This window comes from Amycolatopsis sp. A133 (assembly GCF_031082405.1).
GTDB lineage: Bacteria > Actinomycetota > Actinomycetes > Mycobacteriales > Pseudonocardiaceae > Amycolatopsis.
Map to the genome: position 1 here is coordinate 152,244 of NZ_JAVHJU010000062.1, position 15,358 is coordinate 167,601.

Annotated in this window: 14 protein-coding genes; 7 read left to right on the top strand and 7 right to left on the bottom strand. The window is 72.8% G+C overall.

Annotated elements, in window-relative coordinates:
• Positions 1 to 10 precede the first annotated feature (10 nt).
• Complete coding sequence (locus Q5425_RS37955; protein WP_308677233.1) at positions 11 to 769, top strand: lipase; 759 nt, start codon at positions 11 to 13, stop codon at positions 767 to 769.
• On the opposite strand, the gene Q5425_RS37960 is transcribed toward Q5425_RS37955, so the two are convergent.
• Genes Q5425_RS37960 through Q5425_RS37970 form a run of 3 tightly spaced genes read right to left on the bottom strand, consistent with a single transcriptional unit; the run spans position 759 to position 3,633 of the window.
• A complete protein-coding gene (locus Q5425_RS37960) occupies positions 759 to 1,601 on the bottom strand; it encodes an ABC transporter permease (RefSeq protein WP_308677234.1) in 843 nt (280 codons plus the stop codon). The two genes, Q5425_RS37955 and Q5425_RS37960, sit on opposite strands and share 11 nt — an antisense overlap.
• A complete protein-coding gene (locus Q5425_RS37965; RefSeq protein WP_308677235.1) occupies positions 1,598 to 2,509 on the bottom strand; it encodes an ABC transporter ATP-binding protein in 912 nt (303 codons plus the stop codon). Before Q5425_RS37965 ends, Q5425_RS37960 begins: the two co-directional genes overlap by 4 nt.
• Entirely contained in the window at positions 2,506 to 3,633 is a 1,128-nt protein-coding gene (locus tag Q5425_RS37970) for a hypothetical protein (RefSeq protein WP_308677236.1), read from the bottom strand. The genes Q5425_RS37965 and Q5425_RS37970 overlap by 4 nt, the downstream gene beginning before the upstream one ends.
• A 180-nt stretch (positions 3,634 to 3,813) precedes the next feature.
• Between Q5425_RS37970 and Q5425_RS37975 the strand changes: the two genes are divergently transcribed.
• Positions 3,814 to 4,881, top strand: coding sequence for a methyltransferase (locus tag Q5425_RS37975; protein WP_308677237.1), 1,068 nt, complete (start codon positions 3,814 to 3,816; stop codon positions 4,879 to 4,881).
• A gap of 579 nt (positions 4,882 to 5,460) precedes the next feature.
• Here the strand turns inward: Q5425_RS37975 and folP are convergent.
• A complete protein-coding gene (gene folP, locus Q5425_RS37980) occupies positions 5,461 to 6,366 on the bottom strand; it encodes a dihydropteroate synthase (RefSeq protein ID WP_308677238.1) in 906 nt (301 codons plus the stop codon).
• 95 nt (positions 6,367 to 6,461) lie between these two features.
• Here folP and Q5425_RS37985 point away from each other — a divergent pair, with 95 nt between their 5' ends.
• Positions 6,462 to 7,118: a rhomboid family intramembrane serine protease gene (locus Q5425_RS37985; RefSeq protein ID WP_308677239.1), complete on the top strand. Its 657-nt coding sequence runs from the start codon at positions 6,462 to 6,464 to the stop codon at positions 7,116 to 7,118.
• 81 nt (positions 7,119 to 7,199) lie between these two features.
• The gene (locus tag Q5425_RS37990; RefSeq protein WP_308677240.1) at positions 7,200 to 7,940 is read left to right on the top strand and encodes a serine protease; all 741 of its coding nucleotides are present in this window, start codon (positions 7,200 to 7,202) and stop codon (positions 7,938 to 7,940) included.
• Between the two features lie 63 nt (positions 7,941 to 8,003).
• Here the strand turns inward: Q5425_RS37990 and Q5425_RS37995 are convergent, their stop codons facing one another.
• Together Q5425_RS37995 and Q5425_RS38000 are read right to left on the bottom strand one after the other, a co-directional pair.
• Positions 8,004 to 8,831 (bottom strand): DUF11 domain-containing protein, encoded by an 828-nt coding sequence (locus Q5425_RS37995; RefSeq protein WP_308677276.1) that lies wholly within the window; start codon positions 8,829 to 8,831, stop codon positions 8,004 to 8,006.
• Between the two features lie 175 nt (positions 8,832 to 9,006).
• Complete coding sequence (locus Q5425_RS38000; protein ID WP_308677241.1) at positions 9,007 to 9,648, bottom strand: helix-turn-helix domain-containing protein; 642 nt, start codon at positions 9,646 to 9,648, stop codon at positions 9,007 to 9,009.
• A gap of 92 nt (positions 9,649 to 9,740) precedes the next feature.
• Here Q5425_RS38000 and Q5425_RS38005 point away from each other — a divergent pair, with 92 nt between their 5' ends.
• From Q5425_RS38005 to Q5425_RS38015, 3 genes are all read left to right on the top strand, one after another.
• Positions 9,741 to 11,447: a TIGR03086 family metal-binding protein gene (locus Q5425_RS38005; RefSeq protein WP_308677242.1), complete on the top strand. Its 1,707-nt coding sequence runs from the start codon at positions 9,741 to 9,743 to the stop codon at positions 11,445 to 11,447.
• Positions 11,448 to 11,632: 185 nt separating this feature from the next.
• On the top strand, positions 11,633 to 12,214 hold the full coding sequence (locus Q5425_RS38010; RefSeq protein ID WP_308677243.1) for a TetR/AcrR family transcriptional regulator: 582 nt from the start codon (positions 11,633 to 11,635) through the stop codon (positions 12,212 to 12,214).
• A 278-nt stretch (positions 12,215 to 12,492) separates the two neighbouring features.
• On the top strand, positions 12,493 to 13,521 hold the full coding sequence (locus Q5425_RS38015; RefSeq protein WP_308677244.1) for an LLM class flavin-dependent oxidoreductase: 1,029 nt from the start codon (positions 12,493 to 12,495) through the stop codon (positions 13,519 to 13,521).
• Here the strand turns inward: Q5425_RS38015 and kstD are convergent.
• Positions 13,518 to 15,245, bottom strand: a complete 1,728-nt coding sequence (kstD, locus tag Q5425_RS38020; RefSeq protein WP_308677245.1) for a 3-oxosteroid 1-dehydrogenase — start codon at positions 15,243 to 15,245, stop codon at positions 13,518 to 13,520. The two genes, Q5425_RS38015 and kstD, sit on opposite strands and share 4 nt — an antisense overlap.
• Positions 15,246 to 15,358: the final 113 nt, after the last annotated feature.

Genomic DNA, 15,358 nt, shown 5'->3' on the forward strand with positions numbered 1-15,358 from the left:
GCGACGGCTGATGCTGAGCGGTGTTGCCGTCGCCGTGGTGGCCGTCGTCGTGGCCACCCTTGTCGCCACCTCCGGTGCCAAAGCCGCGCCCGAAGCCGGGACGCCCGACCAGAACAAGCCCGGTCCCGTCCTCCTCGTGCCCGGCTACGGCGGGGGCCGCGGTGCCCTGGAAACCCTCGCCGAGCGGATCCGGCAGGCCACCGGCCGCCCCGCCGACGTGCTCACCCTCGCCGGCGACGGCACCGGCGACCTGGTCGAACAGGCCGCCGTCCTCGCCGAAGCCGTGGAGAAGGCCTACGAACAAGGCGCGCCTTCGGTCGACGTCGTCGGGTACTCCGCGGGCGGTGTCGTGGCGCGGCTGTGGGTCGACCGGGAAGGCGGGGAACACCAGGCCCGCCGGGTCGTGACGCTCGGCGCGCCGATGCACGGCACCGGCCTGGCGACGGCGGGCGGTGCGCTCGTCCCGGACGGGTGCCCCACCGCGTGCGTCCAGCTGGCGCCCGGCAGCAGCCTCCTGCAGGAGCTGGCGAAGGACCCGATCCCGCCCGCCCTGCCGTGGCTTTCGCTCTGGACGGAACGGGACGAGACGGTGACCCCGCCGGACTCCGCCCGGCTCGACGGCGCCGTCAACGTCTCCCTCCAGCAGGTCTGCCCCGGCAACCCGGCCGGCCACGGCGACCTGCCCACCGACCCCGCCGTCACCGAGATCGTCCTGCAGGCCCTCGGCACCACCCCGCTCGAAGCGCCCACGGAGTGCCTCAGCTCGTGACGTCCTTCGTCGCGAAGTTCGCCCACGCGGCCCCGAAGAACACCACGATGTAGCCGGCCTGCAGCAGCAGCCCGTGGTCGATGTTGCGCCACAGCACCGGATCGCGGAAGAAGTCGATCCAGGACAGCCAGTAGTGCGTCGGCAGGTAGGGCTTCACCGACGCGGCCGCGTCCAGGGTCTCCAGCACCGAGCTCGTGATGAGCACGGCCAGCCCGCCCAGCGCGGCCCCCAGCGCCGAGTCGGACACCGTCGAGAGGAACACCGTGATCGCCGCGAACCCGAGCATCGACACGACGATGTAGGTGACCGCGCCCAGCAGCCGCAGGCCGAGCGCGGACGAGCTGAGCGACTGCCCCGACAACGACGTCACCCCGGTCGGCTGCCCGCCCGGCCCCGCGACGCCGGGCGTGCCGCCGGTGCCGAAGAGGATCACCCCGAGCACCAGCGACGTCAGCACGACGATGACGATCGCCGCGGTGACGTACACGGCGAGCGCGACCATCTTGGCGCCCAGCAGCCGGGTCCGGCCGACCGGGCGCACCAGCAGGTAGCGCAGGGTGCCGGTGGCCGCCTCGCCCGCGATCGCGTCGCCCGCGGTGACGGCGACCGCGATCGGCAGGAACAGCGGCAGCACCAGCGCGAGCGCGGCGGCCGGGTACAGCGCGCCGTCGTTGACGACCGCCGAGAGGAACGCCCCGCCCTGCCCGGGCGGCGGCGCGAAGTCGGCCGTGGCCAGGAAGACGCCGACGATGGCCGGCAGCAGGCACAGCAGCAGCACGCTGAACCAGACCCGCGGCCGCAGCGCGAGCTTCCGCAGTTCGACACCGATCATCCCGCCGCCCCGAACCGGTCCGACCCCGGGCCCGTCACGTCGAGGACGACCTGTTCCAGCGTCCGCTGCTCGGCGTGGATGGACGTCACGCGCACCCCCGCCTCGACGAGCAGCGCGTTCAGCGCCGCCGGGTCGGGATGCCGGATGACCAGCCGGTCGCCGTCGCGGGCTTCGAGCTGCCCGTCGAGCACCGCGGCCGCCTCGGCCGGGTCCGGCGTGCCGACTAGGACCCGGCCGGTCGCCGCCCGCAGCGTGGCCAGGTCCTCCTCCAGCACGAGCCGGCCCCGGTCGACGACGCCGACGCGCGTGCACAGCTGCTCCACCTCGGCCAGCAGGTGACTGGAGAGGAACACCGTGGTGCCGCCCGCGTTCAGGGCGACCAGCAGTTCCCGGATCTCCTTGATGCCCTGCGGGTCGAGCCCGTTGGTCGGCTCGTCGAGGATCAGCAGCCGGGGCCGGCGCAGCAGCGCGCCGGCCAGCCCGAGCCGTTGCCGCATGCCGAGCGAGTACGCCTTCACCGGCCGCTGGTCGACCCCGCCGAGCCCGACCTGTTCGAGGGCTTCGCCGATGCGACGGCGTCGCGTGCGCCGTCCGCCGCCGCGTCCGGCGGCGTCGAGCAGCGCGAGGTTCCGGCGGCCGGACAGGTGCGGGTACGCGGCCGGGCCTTCGACGAGCGCGCCGACGTCCGGCAGCACCTCGGCGACCCGTTTCGGCACCGGCTTCCCGAGCACCTCGATCTCCCCGGCGGTCGCGTAGACCAGGCCGAGCAGCATCCGGACCAGGGTGGTCTTGCCCGAGCCGTTAGGGCCGAGGAAGCCGTAGCGGTCGCCTTCGCGGACTTTCAGGTCGACGCCGTCGACGGCCACCGTGCGGCCGTAGCGCTTGGTCAGCGCGTGCGTCACGATCACGAGCCGCTCCGGCGCAGCCGGGACAGCTCGTCGGCCACGGACTTCAGGACGCCGGGCGTCACCGTCCCGGCCAGCAGGTAGGAGCGGCGGGACACCGACGACCGCACGATGCCCAGCGACAGCGGGGTGATCGACAGCTGCACGACGCTCCCCGCGGCCAGCCGGGCCTGCACCGCACCGGCCTTCCCCGCGGCGTCGCCCGCCGCGTTGGCCACGGTCCGCGGCACGGCGATGACGGCGAAGGCGGCCAGCCCGCGGCCGTAGAGCGCGGCGCCCTGCACTCCCCCGAAGTCCGACGACACGACCGGGCGCCCGGCGAGCGACGAGGGCAGCGGGACCTGGCCGAACGCGCCGAGCGTGTCGGTGACGTCCGGGGCGCTCGCCACGGTGAACCCGGACCCGAGCACCGGCCGCGGCGCCTCGACGACCGGCGTCGTCTGGTCGAGCTGCCGGAACTCCGTCACGAGGATCGGCGCCTCCTGCCCGCGCGCGGTCACTTCGATCCGCACCGCCACCCCCGTCGCCGGGTCCGCCCAGACGTCCACCCGCCCGATGGTCGTGTCCGGATCGGCGGGCACGAGCCGCAGGCCGGCCGCGGCGACCCCGGCGACGTTCCGCCCCGGCAGCGCACTCACCGGGTCGCCCTGCGCCGCCCGCAGGATCCGCCGCGCGAGCTCGGGCGGCAGCAGGTCCCCGGCCCGCGGCAGCCGGACGCCGGGGTCGCCGATCAGCTCGGTGAGGGTGTTGTCGCCGTAGTCCCAGGTGTATTCGCCATCGGGCAGCCGGTAGACGTCGTGCTCGCCGGCGGTGCCGAGGATGTCCACGCGGTAGCGGTCGGGCCCGGCGTACCACACGCGCATCGGCGTCCGCATCGAGAAGAGCGCGGTGACGGCGGCGAGGTTCGGCAATTCCGGCAGCGCGAGCGAACCGGCGCTTTCGGCGTAACCCTGGTACGGCCGTCCGGCCGAGTCCAGCACCAGGGTGCGCAGCCGAGCCGGGTCCACCGCCGCCCCGGCCGGAGCGAGCGCGGCGAAGACCGACGGCGCGGAAACCAGCACCACGGCCACAGCGGCGACCACCGCCCACCGGCGCCGCTTCCCGTGCCGCACCACCGAGGGCGTCATCCGGCATCACCTCTTCGTCCTTTGTACGCCATGGCCCCGGGCGCGCAGCTAGGGTCGAAGGGGTGACGACTCCCGTTCATGCTGCTGTCCTGAGCTAGTTCCCGCTCCGGTCCTCCGCACACCCCGCACGTCTCGCGGGTGCTTCGCCGTGCCCGCAGCAAGAACGGAAACCCCCTCACCGTGGCTCGTCTCGTCCTGCCCGGCGAACCCGATCGCCGGCTCTTTTCACCCCCCACGCGGCACGCGGTCGCCGCCGGCGACCGGCTGTCCGCCGACGCCGCCTTCCGCACGATGTCCGACGGCGTCGCCCTGCTCTGGCACGGCGGCTACCCGGCCGCCCGGCAGCTGCTCGACGCCGTGAACCGGCGGATCCCGCCGCCCCCGCCGGACGACTACCCCCGCTACCGCGCGGACCGGGCCCGCCGGGCGCGGCTGCTCTCCCTGCTGTACGTGCCGCTGGATCCCGGGCACGTCATCCCGCTGCGCCGGGCACCGGACGTCCGGGCCGCGTGTTCTGCGGTTCACGGGCCGCTGGAAGAGCCCGCGGCCGTGCCACTGCGGGAGCTGCTCGGCGTCCTCGGCGCGGCGGAGTGGCGCCGCAAGGGCGTCGCCGTCCCGGCGCTCGGAGCGCGGATCCACCCGCACTACGGCGTGTTCGCCCCGGTGCGGCAGGAGTACGTCGACCTGGTGGCGGAAGCACCGCTGCCGGGCACGGAACTCGCGTTCGACATCGGCACCGGCACCGGCGTGCTCGCCGCCGTCCTCGCCCGCCGCGGGGTGCAGCAGGTGGTGGCGACGGACACCGACCCCCGGGCGGTCGCGTGCGCCACCGAGAACCTGGCCCGCCTGGGCTTCACGGGCCGCACCGAGGTGGTGCCGGCGGACCTGTTCCCACGCGGCCGCGCCCCGCTGGTGGTGGCCAACCCGCCGTGGCTCCCGGGCCGCCCGCGGGGACCGCTCGACCACGCGGTGCACGACAGCGGCAGCCGCATGCTGCGCGGCTTCCTCGACCGGGCCCGCAGGCACCTGACCCAGGACGGCGAAGCGTGGCTGGTGCTTTCGGACCTCGCCGAGCACCTGGGCCTGCGCACCCGCGAGGAGCTGCTCGGCTGGATCGCGGCGGCGGGCCTGGGGGTCGTGGACCGCACCGAAGCGGCACCCAGGCACCCACGCGCCCTCGATCCCACGGACCCCCTGCACCGGGCCAGGGCCGCCGAAGTCACCTCGCTCTGGAGATTAAGTCCATAATGGACGGACCGGTCGGGCCACCCAAGGTCGCGAATGACTCATTCGGGACCTCCGGCGTCTCGAATGAGTCATTCGCGACCTCAGGCGCGACCGGCAGGCGACCGCCTCCCGGACCTCGTCGACGCGGACCGCCGCCCGGCAACGCAAGCCGACCACGACGTCACCAGACCTCCCCCGCCCCTCATCCCAGCCGCTCTTCAGTCGACGCTCGGGTTTGTCAAGGCACGCTTTCCCGCCTTGACAAACCCGATCGGCGGCTGAAACTCCCACCGGAGGGGCGGGGGAGGTCGGACCCGCCTCCTTGCCGCGGCAGAACGTCTCTGCCGCGGCAGAACGCGACCCCCTACCGCGGCAGAACGTGTTGCTTCCGCAGCAAAAACAAAGGCCTGTCCTCGCCGGACGGGCAGGCTCCGGGATGACCACCAGAACCGCGTCCCTCTCACCTTCTCGTTGGGGCCGCTGGGTGGTCATCCCGTCGCCTGATCGAGGCCTATCACTTTGAGCCAGGCCCGCAAGCTTGCGTCCTCGTCTCGCCTTGGTCTCCAGGTTGCGGGCCTGGCTCAAAGTGATTTCACGGCCTCAGGCGACGGGATGACCACCCCGCTCCTTGGGTTGGTTCGGGGCGAAGCTTGCGACCGCTTCCACTGCTTCGCGGGTCTCGCGGACGTTGTGGGCTCTGAAGATCGCTGCGCCGGCGTGTGCTGCGATTGCCGTGGCCGCCAGTGTGCCCGCCAGGCGGTCGGGGGCTTCGACGTCCAACGTCTCGCCGATGAGATCCTTGTTCGACAGCGCTACGAGGACCGGCCAGCCCGTTGCCACCAGCCGGTCGAAGTGGCGGAGCAACTCCAGGCCGTGGCGGGTGCTCTTGCCGAAGTCGAACGTCGGGTCGATGAGGACGCCCGCTCGCGGTACGCCGGCCGCGACGGTTCGCTCGGCCGCCGTTGTCAGCTCGGCGACCACGTCCGCCACCACGTCGTCGTAGCGGGGCCAGAACGGCCGGTCCGGCGTCGGGGCGGGGTACGGGTCGGTGCGCAGTGGCATGCCGCCGACGTGGGAGCAGACGTACCCCGCGCCGAACTCCGCGGCGACCTCCACCAGCTTCGGGTCGGCGCCGGCCCACGTGTCGTTGAGCAGGTCGGCGCCCGCTTCGCAGACCCGGCGGCCGACCTCGTGCCGCCAGGTGTCGACGCTGATGACCAGCCCGGGGTGGCGGCGGCGCACCTCGGCGACGAACGGCACCACCCGGCTGCTCTCCTCGTCGACGCCGACCTCGGGGCCCTCGCCCGCCTTCACCCCGCCGATGTCCACGATGTCGGCGCCCGCGGCGACCGCGCGGTCCACCGCCTCGACGGCCGCGGTGTCAGCGAAGGTCGCGCCCCTGTCGTAGAACGAGTCGGGCGTGCGGTTGACGATGGCCATGACCAGGGCGCGGTCGCCGGGCATGCGACGGCCCCGGAAGACCACCTCCGGCCGGTGTGACGTCATGCCGTCAACCCTGCCAGGTCACGGCTGTGTCCGGAAAGCCGCGCCCGGGGCCCCTGCCGGTTATCCTCGGGCCCGCAACCGAGCAGGGGGACAAGATGAGCACGACCAGCGAGGGCCCGGCCCGCGGCGACGCCGAAATGATGATCGCCGAGGCCAAGAAGGCCCTGTGGGCCATGGTCGGCCTGCTGGCCGTGCTGTGGCTCGTGCAGATCGTCAACGCCGTCGACGGCTACGACCTGAGCCGCGAGTTCGGCATCGAGCCGCGGGACCCGGGGTCGCTGCCGGACATCCTGACCTCGCCGTTCATGCACGCCAGCTGGATGCACATCGAAGCCAACTCGGGGCCGCTGTTCGTGTTCGGGTTCCTCGCCGCCTACCGCGGGGTGAAGAAGTGGCTCGGCGTGAGCGTGCTGATCATCGTCGCGAGTGGCCTCGGCGTCTGGTTCATCACGCCGTCGAACACGGTCACGGTCGGCGCCAGCGGCCTGCTGTTCGGCTACTTCGGCTACGTCATCGTGCGCGGGCTGTTCGACCGGCACCCGATCGACATCGTGATCGGGCTCGTGATGGCGTTGTGCTTCGCCTACCAGTTCACCTCCCTCCTGCCGACCGAGGAGGGGGTCAGCTGGCAGGGCCACCTGTTCGGCTTCGCCGGCGGCATCATCGGCGGCTGGGTCTTCCGCGACCGGCGGCCCAAGGCGGTCGCCGCCCCGGACGCGGCGACCACCCTGCTCCCCAAGGACCTCGGCTAGGCGGTTCGAACCCGGCGCTGTGAAGTCGCTGTGCATCCGGCTCCGCACGCTGCGGATACGGCTGCGCTGTGGTGATCTGGAGTGGTGGCGATCAAGTTCCCCCGCTCCGCACTGGCAATCGCGGCGGCCCTGCTGGTCCTGGGGGCCGGCTTGGTCCTCGGCACCGGCACGACCTCCGACGACGCCTACGCCGCGGGTGCGCCGATCACCACTTCGGCTGCTGCTCCGGCGAAACCCGCCGTTTCGGCGGTCGGGGCGTTGTTCGCGGACGGGAATCACTTCTGCACGGCCAGTGTGGTGCACTCCGCCGTCGGCAACCTCGTCCTGACCGCCGCGCACTGCGTCAAGGACGGCATGGCCTTCGCCCCCGGCTACCACGACGGCGTGGCGCCGCTGGGAATGTGGACGGTGACCTCGGTGGCCGTCGCCGGTGGCTGGACGTCCTCGGCCGACCCGGATCTGGATTTTGCGTTCCTGACCGTGCGGCAGCCGGGAAACCCGGCCTCGCTGGAAAGCCTCACCGGCGCCAACGTGCTCGGCACGAATCGCGGGTTCGAGCACCGGATCACCCTCACGGGCTACCCCGACACCGCCGATTCGCCGGTGGTTTGCGACGGGAACACCACGCAGTCGGACTCCTATCAGCTGCGCGTCGCCTGCCCCGGTTTTCCCGACGGCACCAGCGGCGGCCCGTGGGTCACCGAGGGGGCGGTCATCGGCGTGATCGGCGGTTACCAGCTCGGTGGCGACACCCCGGACGTTTCCTACAGCCCCTATTTCGACGACGACATCGCGAAGCTGTACGCGTCGGTCTCCGGCTGACAACGCGAACCGGGCCCGCGTCCCTGGCGGAGGACACGAGCCCGGTTCACCTCTCGCGCACCCTCAGCAGGTCACGATGAGCCCGGTGAGCGCCGAGCACGTCTTCGACGCGCTGTCGTTGGCGGGGTTGGGATCCGACGGCGCACTCGCCGTCCGCTTGGCCGTCGCGGTGTACGAACCGAGCGCGAGCAGGCCGCCGTTAACCGAGAACTTCGGCGTCGCCGACGCGCCACTGGCCAGCGAAGCGACGTCACAGTTGACGGTCCGGGTGCCGCCGACGGGGGCGCAGCCGGTGCCACTGGCGAACGACAGGCCCGCGGGATACGTGGCCACGACCCGGATTCCGGTCGCCGCGGCCGGGCCGGTGTTCGTCACGGTCACCGTGTAGTCGATGCGCGCGTTCAGCCCGCCGTGCCCGGTGGCGCCCAGCGCGACCTTGACGTCGGCCTGCGTGGCCGGCGAGGCGATGGTGAGCACCGGCCCGTCGAGGGTTTCGAAGGCGTAGTTGTCACCGACGAACTGGTGCTGCAGCGTGAACGACCCGGGCGCCGCGGTGTCCTTGACGCGCAAGGTCCACACCGTGGTCTTCGTGCCGCCCGCCGCGAGGTCGCCGAACGCGGCGCGGTAACTGCTGCCGGCCTGGAAGCAGCCGACCGCCGTCGTGTTGGTGCAGGACACGACGTCGACGACGTCGGTGATCGCGGTCGGCGTGCCGTAAATGGCGCCCTTCGCGAAAGTCACCGTGAAATCGCGGTCGTTGTGAATGGTTTGCGTGACGGTGAATGTCTGTCCCGGCACCAAAGTGGTGGGACTGACTTCGACGGCGCTGGTGGGCGTGGCCGCCTGAGCGGCGGGCGCGATGGCGATGAACGCCGTGGCCAGTGCGGCCACCGAAGACAGGATCGTGATCCGTCGCCAGCTTTTTTGCATAGTCGTCATCTCGCTGTTCCGGTCCGGGGAATGCCGCTCTGACAGATGTGCGTGGTCTTTTTGGACAGCCGACGCTGATCAGTCGTCGCACTCCCGGAATTCGTTACCGCCATCCGGACGCGCCGCGGCACCACCGTCAGGCGGGACGCCAGCGGCCGTTCATCTCCCCGGGGCGGGGCGGCGGGCCCGGCAGGTCGGGGCCACCCGCCGACAGCCCTTCCAGCAGCAGCGCGAGGTACCGGCGGCGCAGTTGCGCCGTGCGCTCCGGGTCGTCGACGCGGATCGCCGCGCAGCACTCGAGGATCATGCCGAGGTCTTCGGTGACGGCGTCGTGGCGCAGGCGCCCGGTTTCGCGCGCCCGCTCGACCAGCTTCTTCGTCAGCTCGCCCGCGCGGCGCGCGTCCTGGCCCATTTCGGCCGTGGGGGTGAACGTGCCCGCGAGGTGGACGGTCAGGGAGTGCACGTCGGCGTCGACGACCCGGGCGAGGAACCCGGTCAGCGCCGCCCAGCCGTCCGGCTCCGCGACCGCGGCCTCGGCTTCCTCGAGGTAGGTGCGGAGCCCGTCGTGACAGAGGCGGCAGAGCAGGGCCTCCTTGCTCGGGTACCGGCGGTAGAGCGCGCTGATGCCGACGCCGGCGCGCTCGGCGACCTGCGCGATCGGTGCCTTCGGATCGTTCAGGAAGACGTGGCGCGCGGCGTCGAGGATGACGACGTTGTTGCGGGCGGCCTGGCCGCGGCGGCCGGGCAGGGCGGTCTCGGGCTCAGCTGTCTCTGGCATGCGGCGAGATTACCACTGGAACGGATCGTTCCGGTCTGCTACAGTTCGGAACGAACCATTCCGTTCCGCCTTGCGAACCACAGGAGCCAGTCATGACGGTCCCCGCCCTCCGCCCGTTCCGCGCCGAGATCCCGCAGCCCGCGCTCGACGACCTGCAGAACCGCCTGCGCGGCGCGCTGTGGCCGGACGACCTGCCCGCCGAGTACGGTGTCACGAACGAGCGGGTGCGCGAGCTGGCCGAGTACTGGCTGGAGAAGTTCGACTGGCGGGCGTTCGAGGCGCGGCTCAACGCGTACCCGCAGTTCCTGACCGAGATCGACGGCGAGACCATCCACTTCCTGCACGTCCGGTCGTCGCGGGCGGACGCCACCCCGCTGGTGCTGACGCACGGCTGGCCGGGCTCGATCGTGGAGTACCTGGACGTGATCGGCCCGCTCACCGAGCCGGAGTCGGCGGCCGAGCCGGCGTTCCACCTGGTCATCCCGTCGCTGCCGGGCTTCGGCTTCTCGGGCCCGACCAAGTCGGCGGGGTGGGGCACGCACCGCACGGCGGCGGCGTGGACCGAGCTGATGAGCCGCCTCGGGTACGAGTCCTACGGCGCGGCGGGCAACGACGCGGGGTCGATGATCTCGCCGGAGATCGGCAGGCTCGCGCCGGAGAAGGTCGTCGGCGTGCACGTCACACAGCTGTTCGCGTTCCCGTCCGGCGACCCGGCCGAGATGGCGGACCTGAGCGAAGCCGACCAGGCCGCGCTCGCGCACCTGCAGTGGTTCTACGAGAACATGTTCTCCTTCAACACGCTGCACAGCCAGCAGCCGCACACGCTGGCGTTCGCGCTCGCGGACTCGCCGCTGGGCCTGCTGGCGTGGAACGCCCAGCTGTTCGGCGAGCACCTCGACGCCGACTTCGTGCTCGCCAACGTGGCGCTGTACTGGCTGACCCGCACGGGCGGCTCCTCGATCCGCTTCTACTACGAGGACGCGCACACGACGGCGCACCCGGAGGGCCCGACGACGGTCCCGACGGGCCTGGCGATGTTCGCCGGCGACTTCCAGTCGATCCGCCGCTTCGCCGAGCGCGACCACGCGAACATCGTCAGCTGGAACAGCTACGACGCCGGTTCGGGCAGCGGCGGCGCCCGCGACGCGGCGGGCCACTACGCGGCGCACGAGGCCCCGGAGGTCCTGGTGGGCGACATCCGCCGCTTCTTCGCGAGCCTGGACCGCGGCACCTCGTGGCCGGTACTGGCGTCGGCCCACGAAGCCCTGCGGTCGGCGATCGCGGGGGTGCGGGACTGGTCGGCCCCGACGCCGTGCGCGGAGTGGAACGTCACCCAGGTCCTCCAGCACGCGGCGGGTGACCAGCTGGGCTACGCGGCGTTCATCACGGGTTCGGGCGGCCCCGGCTTCGACCCGTTCTCCCCGTCGGGCGAGCTGCCGGGTCCGGCGGCGGCGTTCCTGGAGCCGGCCCTGACGGCCGCGGCGGCGGCGTTCGCCACGGTGAGCCGCGACACGAGCGAGGTCCCGACCCCGCTGCCGCAGGGAGCCCTCCCGGCCCCGGTGGCGGTGGGCGCGGCGGCCCTGGACGCGGCGGTCCACGCCTGGGACATCGCGACGGCCACGGGCCAGGCGTCCCCGCTGACGCCGGAGCTGGCCGAGCAGCTGCTCCCGGTGGCGAAGCAGCTGGCCGAACCCCTGCGCGGCTTCGCGTACGCAGCGGCGTTGGCGGGCACGCCCGACGACGACGCGGTGGCGACGCTGCTCCGCTACCTGGGCCGCGATCCACTGTGGACCGCTTGAGGGGACGGCCGGAAGTGCCGGGGAGCCGCGGTCGCGGTTTCCCGGCACTTCCGCGTGCGGGCGCCGGCGACCAGGCCACTGCTGCAGCACCGCAGCCGGCCCCCCGATCCTGACCGTCCGCACAGGCCGGGGAACCCACATTCGGCGCCTCCCGCCACCCCACCCCCCTCGGTACGGTGAGCCGCATGACGCGGAAGGCGGTCGCGGTCCGGCGGGAGGAGATCGTGCTCGCCGCGCTCGGGCAGATCCGGGCCCGGGGGATCGCCGGGGTGCGGGCCGCCGATGTCGCCCGGTCGCTCGACGTCAGCACCGCGCTGATCTTCTACCACTTCGGAACCCTCGAAACGCTCGTCATCGAGGCCTTCCGGCAGGCCGCGGAAAAAGAGCTCGCGAAGCTGGACGACGAGCTCGCGCGCGGCGGCCCGCCCGACGCCCGCCTGCGTGCGGTGCTGGCCCGGTACGGGCCCGCGAAGCAGGACGGCTGGCAGCTGTGGATCGAGGCCGGGGTGGCGGCGATGCGCGACGCCGCCCTGCGGGCCGTGCTGCAGCGGCTGGACCTGCGGTGGCGGGATGCCGTGGTCGCGTTGATCGCGGAGGGTGTCGGGGCCGGGACGTTCCGGTGCCCCGATCCGCACGGCGCCGCCTGGCGGCTGACCGCGCTGCTCGACGGGCTCGCCGTGCAGGTCGTCGCCCGGCAGGGCACGGTCACCGCCGGCGACTGCGCCCGGTGGGTCGAGCAGGCGATCGCCTACGAGCTCGGCTGCTGACCGGCGGATCAGGAGGGGCGATGACGGAAGCGTCTTGCTAGAAGTGGTGTGGACCGTCCCGGTCACCGGGTGCCGCGGGTACCTGAGGATCGACCGGCTCGTCCGCGGCGGGGGCTTGCGGACGCGCCGCGGCTGCTCGCTCTTCGAGGTCCGCGGCCTGGCCTCCGCGCCGCCGCCCGGCAGCTGTCGGAGAAGAACCTCGAGGCCATCCAAGCCCGCTTCGGCTGAAGGCCGGCGGCTGGGGGAACGAATCCGCCCCCAAAGTAGTTGAGCGTTGTATGAAACTCGGCATCTACAGCTTCGGCGACCGCGCGCCGGACCCGCGCACCGGCGACCAGCCCACCGTCGCGCAGACGCTGGCCAACACCCTGGAGCGGATCAAGCTCGCCGACGAGCTGGGCCTCGGCTTCTACGGGCTGGGCGAGCACCACCTCGACCAGTACGCGATCTCCAACCCGGGCACCGTCCTGGCCGCAGCCGCGAGCATCACGAACCGGATCACCCTCAGCTCCGCCGTCACCGTGCTGAGCACCGAGGACCCGGTCCGCGTCTACCAGCAGTTCACCACGCTCGACCAGCTCAGCCACGGCCGCGCGGAACTGCTCGCCGGCCGCGGGTCGTTCACCGAGTCGTTCCCGCTCTTCGGCAACGACCTCGGCGACTACGACGAGCTCTTCGAGGAGAAGCTCGCGCTGCTCCTGCGCATCGACCGCGAGGACCCGCTGACCTGGTCCGGCCGGTTCCGCCCGCCGCTGGACGGGGCGCGGATCCTGCCCCGCCCGTACGGCGAGCGCCTGCGCATCTCGATCGGCACCGGCGGCAACCCGGAGTCGTCGATCCGCGCCGGGCTGCTCGGCCTGCCGGTGGTGTACGCCGTGATCGGCGGGCAGCCCGAACGCTTCGCGCCGCTGGTCGACCTCTACCGGCAGGCCGGCGAAGCGGGCGAGCACGACGCGGCGGACCTGCACGTCACCATGGGCGCCATCGGCTTCCTCGCCGAGAAGTCGCAGGACGCCAAGGAAACGTTCTACCCGTACTGGCTCGAGACGATGAAGTACGGCGCCCGCGCCCGCGGCTGGGCGGTGCCGACCCGCGCCGAGTACGACGAATACACCCGCGGCGCGCAGGCGTTGTTCGTCGGCAGCCCCCAGGAGATCGCCGAGCGGCTGATCGAGGTCGGCAAGCTCACCGGCGCGGACCGCTACGCGATGCAGATGGACTGGTCCGGCGTCCCGCACGCCGAGGTCATGCGGGCCATCGAACTGCTCGGCACCGAAGTGCTTCCCCTGGTGGAAAAGGCGTTCTAGACGTCGTTCGCGGCGATGTAGCCGAACGTCATCGCCGGGCCGATGGTCGAGCCCGCGCCGGCGTAGCTGTGGCCCATCACCGCCGCGCTCGCGTTGCCGGCCGCGTACAAGCCGCGGATCACGGATCCGTCCGGGCGGAGCACCCGCGCCCGGGCGTCCGTGCGCAGGCCGCCCTTCGTGCCGAGGTCGCCGGGGACGAGCCGCAAGGCGTAGAACGGCGGCGCCCACAGCGGGGCGAGGCAGGAATTGGGCAGCACCGACGGATCCGTGTAGTAGTGGTCGTACGCGCTCGCCCCGCGCCGGAATTCGGGGTCGGTGCCGGACCGGGCGAACCCGTTGAACCGGTCCACAGTGGACTTCAGCGCGGCGGGCGGCACGCCGATCCGCGCACCGAGGTCCTGGACGGTCGAGGCCTTGAAGACCGCGCCGGCGGCGTACCAGGCGTCCGGGAACGGCAGCAGCGGCGGGATGTCGCGGAAGAGGTACCGGTTGCGGTAGTTCTGGTCGACGATCAGCCACGCCGGGATGTCCGGCGCCGCCGGGTTCTTGTCGTACATGGTGTGCACGACGTCGCTGTAGGGCGCGGCTTCGTTGACGAACCGCTGCCCGGCCTGGTTCACGATCAGCCCGCCGGGCAGGGTCCGTTCGGCCAGGCAGAAGTACGGGTCGCCCGGGGTCGGGATGGCCGGGCCCCACCACGCGTCGTCCATCAGGTCGAGGGCGGCGCCGGCGCGCTGCCCGGCGCGGTGGCCGTCGCCGGTGTTCTCCTTCGCCCCGACCGTCCAGTCGGTGCCGATCGGCTGCCGCTGGTACTGCGCGCGCATCGCGGCGTTGTGCTCGAACCCGCCCGAGCCGACGATCACGCCGCGCCGGGCCCGCACCAGCCCCTGCGGCACAACGACGCCGGTGACCGCGCCGCCTTCGACGTTCAGGTCGACGAGCGGGGTGTTCAGCCACACCGGGACGTTCGCCCGGAGCAGCCCCACGCGCAGGCCGGCGGCGAGCGACTGGCCCATGGTGAGCGGCTTCTGCCCGGCCAGCGCGGCGGCGGTACCGCGGGCGAGGCACTCGGCGGCGACCGCGGCCCCCTTGGCGTTCACCGCGGCGAGGTTCAGCCACTTGTAGTCGGCGCTGAACACGACGAGCCCGGGCGGCGTCGCGAGGTAGGGCGGGTTCAGGTTGGCCAGTTCGGCGCCCAGCAGGTTCCCGTCGAACTGGTCCGGCTCGATCGACCGGCCGTTCGGCAGGCCGCCGGGGAGCTCCGGGTAGTAGTCGCTGTAGCCCGCCATCCAGCGGAACCGCAGCGGGCTGTTCGCCAGGACGAACGCGATCATCGCCGGGCCGTGGCGCAGGAACGCCTCCTGCCGCGCGGCCGGGACATCCGGCCCGACGACGGCGGCGAGGTACTGCGCGGCCTTCGCGGGCGTGTCGGGCACGCCGGCGGCGAGCAGCACCTGGTTGTTCGGGATCCAGATCCCGGCGCCGGACCGGGCGGCGGACCCGCCGAAGGTGGGCGCCTTCTCGAGCACGACGACGCTGAGCCCGCGTTTGGCCGCGGTCAGCGCGGCGGTCATGCCCGCAGCCCCGGAGCCGACCACGACAACGTCGTACTCCCCCAGCGGCGCGGCATCGGCGGCCGGGGCGGCGAGCCCGGCCGTCACGGCGAGGCCGGCCCCCACGGCGGTGCCGCGGAGGAGCTGGCGGCGGGTCAGGTCGGCATCCATGGCGACTCCTCGCTCGTGGGAACGGCGAGGGCCATGATTTCCGCAGCACGCCGAAACTGGAACAGGTTCTACCCGCTTGGAGCAGTGGTGTCCCGCCCCGCTCGCCCGGTGGC

Excerpts from the sequence above, each read along its gene's own strand:
- Q5425_RS38000 (WP_308677241.1), bottom strand. The coding sequence starts at position 9,648 with ATGCCAGAGACAGCTGAGCCCGAGACCGCCCTGCCCGGCCGCCGCGGC.
- Q5425_RS37960 (WP_308677234.1), bottom strand. The coding sequence starts at position 1,601 with ATGATCGGTGTCGAACTGCGGAAGCTCGCGCTGCGGCCGCGGGTCTGG.
- folP (WP_308677238.1), bottom strand. The coding sequence starts at position 6,366 with ATGACGTCACACCGGCCGGAGGTGGTCTTCCGGGGCCGTCGCATGCCC.
- Q5425_RS38010 (WP_308677243.1), top strand. The coding sequence starts at position 11,633 with ATGACGCGGAAGGCGGTCGCGGTCCGGCGGGAGGAGATCGTGCTCGCC.
- Q5425_RS37955 (WP_308677233.1), top strand. The coding sequence starts at position 11 with ATGCTGAGCGGTGTTGCCGTCGCCGTGGTGGCCGTCGTCGTGGCCACC.
- Q5425_RS38015 (WP_308677244.1), top strand. The coding sequence starts at position 12,493 with ATGAAACTCGGCATCTACAGCTTCGGCGACCGCGCGCCGGACCCGCGC.
- Q5425_RS37970 (WP_308677236.1), bottom strand. The coding sequence starts at position 3,633 with ATGACGCCCTCGGTGGTGCGGCACGGGAAGCGGCGCCGGTGGGCGGTG.
- Q5425_RS37985 (WP_308677239.1), top strand. The coding sequence starts at position 6,462 with ATGAGCACGACCAGCGAGGGCCCGGCCCGCGGCGACGCCGAAATGATG.
- kstD (WP_308677245.1), bottom strand. The coding sequence starts at position 15,245 with ATGGATGCCGACCTGACCCGCCGCCAGCTCCTCCGCGGCACCGCCGTG.
- Q5425_RS38005 (WP_308677242.1), top strand. The coding sequence starts at position 9,741 with ATGACGGTCCCCGCCCTCCGCCCGTTCCGCGCCGAGATCCCGCAGCCC.